The following is a 4,098-nucleotide window of genomic DNA, read 5'->3' on the forward strand; positions in this document are numbered from 1 at the left end:
CCAATCGAATACCGTAAAAGCCTAGGACTTATGACGTAAAAACAGTCCAAGTTTTTGTCCGCATCCCCGCCGGGTCAATCTGAGACGAAAATCAACAGGTATGACATTGATTGTGGAATTCCAGCTTGGAATTTGTGAACAACGAAGTGACCTCTTGAAAAATCCTCTATTTAAAAAGTGCAGGCTTTGAACGAATTCAAACGTCATTCTTTTGCGCAGAACGCCGACGAGAAATGTGATTGTCTGGGATGGAACATGGATTTTTTTCCCATACGATTGAAGTGTAGTCATCATCCTCAACGTTTGACATATCATCAGGGCTATCGAGTGCCTCAAGCACTTCAGGCTTAATCCTCTTGGGTGGATCAACTGCCCGGCCTGTAACTGCGGCAACTATAGCTGTGACGACACGATGCCCCTCGTCGGTTAGTTCCGGCAACTTCACACGCCGGTCCTTGGCGTTATCCCTGAGCCTGATAAGGCCATAACCGGCACGTTCTCCGAGCCCATCGCCAAGTATCGCCAAATGGCGGGGGAAATTCGAAATTTCCAGATTGTCGGCAATGGTTTTTGCAGATGCCCCCTCTATCCCGAACGATCTTTGTCTTAGAGCAACCTGAAGCAGCACGGTTAACGTGCCAAGCGTTATGCTTGGCAATTCACGTGTAGCGCACTGAAAGCCCGGGAGAGGTCCTTGGGCGATTTGGCTTGCCAGAGCTTCATTTGACGTTGCCTCGTCCAAGTGAGTTACGAAGAAACGTGCAAATTCAACGCCTTCTTTCGATAAGGTCACGGAGCGGACCTTACTCATTTTGTTTTGTTTGGTCAGCAAACCTAGGCCATCTTTGCCGCCCCGTCCTGACGACAACATTTCCACTTGCTGAACTGCCTGGATGTATTCGAGTTCCGCAAGCGTAGCGATCTCGTCGTAAGACAATCCCGTTTTATTAGGAGCTACTACGACAGACAGTAGGGTTCTGCAGGCGCTGGCTGTCAGGTTTGGATACTGCTTTCGAACCCTAATACAGGCTTCACAAAAGTGGGTGAAAAGGGGATCTTCATATCCGTCGGAACTTGCAGGTGAAAAGAAAAAAAAGAAAGCAGATCTCCTCGCTCAATGGGCCACGACCAAGCCTAGCACAAGAAGATTGTAGGATAAATACATATATTTCTTGACGGCGCAAAATAGTAAATATACATATATGTAGGTTGCTAATAATAGTGACTGATTTACAAGAATAAGGAAACGAAATGAACAATTTCAATATTCTGCCGCATCCTACCATCTCGATCGCGATGGATCCCTATGTCCTCTCTGCGTTGAACTTGTCCTCCTCTAAGGATTCCGAAGACGGCCCCGATATCAACATTGATCCGGAACCTGCTGAAGATGGGAACAAGATCAGCTCTCTGTTGAAAGCTGTTCTTGAAGTGTCTGCATACCATTTCCCGTTGCTGAATGAGGAAGCATGGCCGGTTCTTTTGGACCTTTTCCAGCCCAGCCCTTTCCCGCGGCGTGAATCTGTCATGATGCAGATGGCAAAGTCCGGACTCGTTAATGGTTTGATCGCAGGCGTCCGTTTCGACTACTCCGATGAAGATCAGAAAGCGGTTGATTTCGATCGTCTCAAAAACCTTGATATGGCCGAATGCCTGGCCATCAAGCTGGTCGCAGATCGCTTCTGGTCTTTGGAACACAATACAGTCACGACGTTTCGCGCGATCCTCTCGAAGGTCTCGGGGCGTCCCGAGGAGTGCGTTTTCAGCAACGATCCTTCCGCTGAAGAGCTTTGGACTATTCGCATCATTGATATGCCCGATGATCTTTCGGGAGTGGTATACTTTGATTATGCGGGGCATCCCATGGCAACGCTTGAGTTCACCGTCTCGCCTGATCTGTCGACGTTTTCGAGCACTGGATATGAGGTTCTGCAGGAGCGCCCGCTTGTTTTGCCTGGGGAAAATATCCGCAAGATGTTGTTTGACAAGGCAATGCCGAAAATCGATGAGGTGTTGCGGAATAAGTGAGTCTTACTGCGCCGGTTCGAAAGGACCGGCGTTGCAGTCAGTTTTGACAACATTCTGAATACTCATCAGCTTAACCCGCCCCAGCCTCCGGGCCGCTCATCATGCCCGTCGCGATCGAGTCTGTCAAAAAAGTCTCGGCCTTGCAGTTCAAAGTCGACATCGAGCGCATCTTCCAAAACCATTGCCTGAGCGTAAAGACCATCACCGAGGCTTTTTGGCGCGAGGTTGATCGCTTTTTTTGCGATGGCGCGAGCAAGGCGGGAGATCTGTGCGATCAATCGCTTCTCATTTGGGCTGCGAAAGCCGAGTTCGACCATGAGATTAACCAAGTTCTGTCTGCTGAAATCCTCAGCGAACTGAGCTTTGCTGTGATCAAACGCGAGCTGGTGCGTGACTTTGCGGTCCATAAACACCGGAACAACATCATAAAGCGGCGCCAGCATGGTTCCGCCATCCTGGTGGAGTATGGATCCGTTCTTTCCATGGTTGTCCGAGTTTCCAACCAGAAGGTTGAAGAAAATGTGTTCGACGACTTTATTCATGAATTGGAGCGGCACCGAAGCTTGACTTGCGATCTGGCCGATGCCACCCGCCGAAAACTTGCGGCCCGGGTTGCTGCTGCCACGCTCGTATTTCAGGCTTGGCGGCAACCCCAGTGCCTGGCAGAAATCTTCTGCATGCACGCGGGTCACCAACCCTTGACCATCCTTTATCTTGGCGTCCCGGTCAAAACGGGTTGACAGGATGGCGTTGATGGTTTGGTTTTCCACAGTGAAAGCCAGCGGTTTGCTCACCGCGGCCGAAATTCCGACCGCGTCGGCAATGTTCAAGAGGGCCGCCTCATGCAACGTGATCTGCGGGTCATCAACGGGCGAGACTTTTAAAATGTGGGTGGTTGGCGCGCGGGATCCGGCAACGGGCAGATAATAATCTCCATCGTGAGATAGAACTGCGATCTTACCCTGGACGCCGGCAATGGGCGACGGGTCGCGTTCGCCCTCAGGCATGCGCTTATGCATGTGGAGCGACTTCACGATGCCAGAGAGACGTTCAGGCAAGATGAGTTCGTAATCTTGCGGAAAGCGTCCGGGCTTCTTGCCGGGGCCGGTACCCTCGGGCGTTACCGAGATAGCGCCGGGGCAATCTACGCCAAGATGAAACAGCATCGAGCCGTAATCATCGCGGTCCAGCTGGAAGCTGTCGACAACCTTGTCGAGTTGAGGGCCTTCAAAAAGAAGGTTCGCGAAATAGCCACGGCAACTCGCGTCCGTATAAGGCGTGCCTGTGATGGGCAGAGATAAGGAGATCTGATGCTCCTTCGTAACATCCGGCGCGTAAACAAATGTCAGCGATTTATCTTCCTTACGGGTCAATAAACCAACCGGGGCCTCGCGCTGCTCGAGCCATACATCCATCCTCATGAGCGCGTGACCGCAAGAATGTCGATACCCAGGGCTTGGGTAAGTCGGATGTAAGTGTCCAATGTGGCCCGAGCCACACCACGTTCGATCTTTGAAAGGTTGCCTTGATCTACGCCGGAGAGGCTGGCTAAGGTGCCTTGGTCAATATCAAGTTCGATCCTGCGACTGCGGATCATCTTACCCAGATCGCTTGCGCTATCAATATTCATGAGTAATCCTTAATTTTTGGTATTTGAACCAAAAAATAGCAGGACGGGCCGATTTCTGCAAGGTATTTGGTAGATCTGCCAAATAGCCCGGTTTAATGCGCGGCCGAGGCCCTGTTATGGTAGAACTACCAAAAAGATCATTTTGCGCTCGGGAAGGCGTTTCCTGCCATCGCCTAAGCTGCTCTTGGTCTCTAAAGGCTCGCGAAAATAGTTTATCGCTGGCTGGTGTGGCAAGCGCGACGAGGTCAAAGCACCGCTCGAAACAAACGGAATTTGCCTTCGTGACGCCGGATTTTTTACTTGTCCTGCTGCCTTCGGGGATTGATAGGTTAGCCGCTGTGCGGTCGCCATTTGGCGGCCACTACTAGGGCAGCATTGGCCATACAGCCGCATCTTCGATCTTGTGCGGCGAAAGCCTGTCCATAATTTCATGTTTTTCA

At 51.1% G+C, this 4,098-nt stretch carries 5 protein-coding genes; 1 reads left to right on the forward strand and 4 read right to left on the reverse strand.

Features of this window, described 5'->3' with window-relative positions; all coding sequences use genetic code 11:
• Positions 1–196: 196 nt before the first annotated feature.
• Positions 197–937, reverse strand: a complete 741-nt coding sequence (locus ACEN2J_RS20465) for a hypothetical protein (RefSeq protein WP_442108557.1) — start codon at positions 935–937, stop codon at positions 197–199.
• 314 nt (positions 938–1,251) lie between these two features.
• On the opposite strand from ACEN2J_RS20465, the gene ACEN2J_RS20470 reads away from it, so the two are divergent.
• Entirely contained in the window at positions 1,252–2,028 is a 777-nt protein-coding gene (locus ACEN2J_RS20470) for a hypothetical protein (protein WP_442108559.1), read from the forward strand.
• A gap of 65 nt (positions 2,029–2,093) precedes the next feature.
• Here the strand turns inward: ACEN2J_RS20470 and ACEN2J_RS20475 are convergent, their stop codons facing one another.
• From ACEN2J_RS20475 to ACEN2J_RS20485, 3 genes are all read right to left on the reverse strand, one after another.
• Positions 2,094–3,443 (reverse strand): HipA domain-containing protein, encoded by a 1,350-nt coding sequence (locus ACEN2J_RS20475; protein ID WP_442108561.1) that lies wholly within the window; start codon positions 3,441–3,443, stop codon positions 2,094–2,096.
• Positions 3,444–3,445: 2 nt separating this feature from the next.
• Positions 3,446–3,658 carry a helix-turn-helix domain-containing protein gene (locus tag ACEN2J_RS20480; protein ID WP_442108563.1) on the reverse strand — a complete coding sequence of 71 codons (213 nt, stop codon included), beginning with the start codon at positions 3,656–3,658 and terminating at the stop codon, positions 3,446–3,448.
• A gap of 114 nt (positions 3,659–3,772) precedes the next feature.
• A partial coding sequence (locus ACEN2J_RS20485) for a hypothetical protein (protein ID WP_442108565.1) occupies positions 3,773–4,098 on the reverse strand: 326 nt, incomplete at its 5' end.

The sequence above is a fragment of the Pseudorhodobacter sp. W20_MBD10_FR17 genome (assembly GCF_052119765.1).
Taxonomy (GTDB): domain Bacteria; phylum Pseudomonadota; class Alphaproteobacteria; order Rhodobacterales; family Rhodobacteraceae; genus Pseudorhodobacter.

What these genes read in the sequence shown, in the direction of transcription:
- ACEN2J_RS20470 (WP_442108559.1), top strand. Translation starts at nt 1,252, where the DNA reads ATGAACAATTTCAATATTCTGCCGCATCCTACCATCTCGATCGCGATG.
- ACEN2J_RS20475 (WP_442108561.1), bottom strand. Translation starts at nt 3,443, where the DNA reads ATGGATGTATGGCTCGAGCAGCGCGAGGCCCCGGTTGGTTTATTGACC.
- ACEN2J_RS20480 (WP_442108563.1), bottom strand. Translation starts at nt 3,658, where the DNA reads ATGAATATTGATAGCGCAAGCGATCTGGGTAAGATGATCCGCAGTCGC.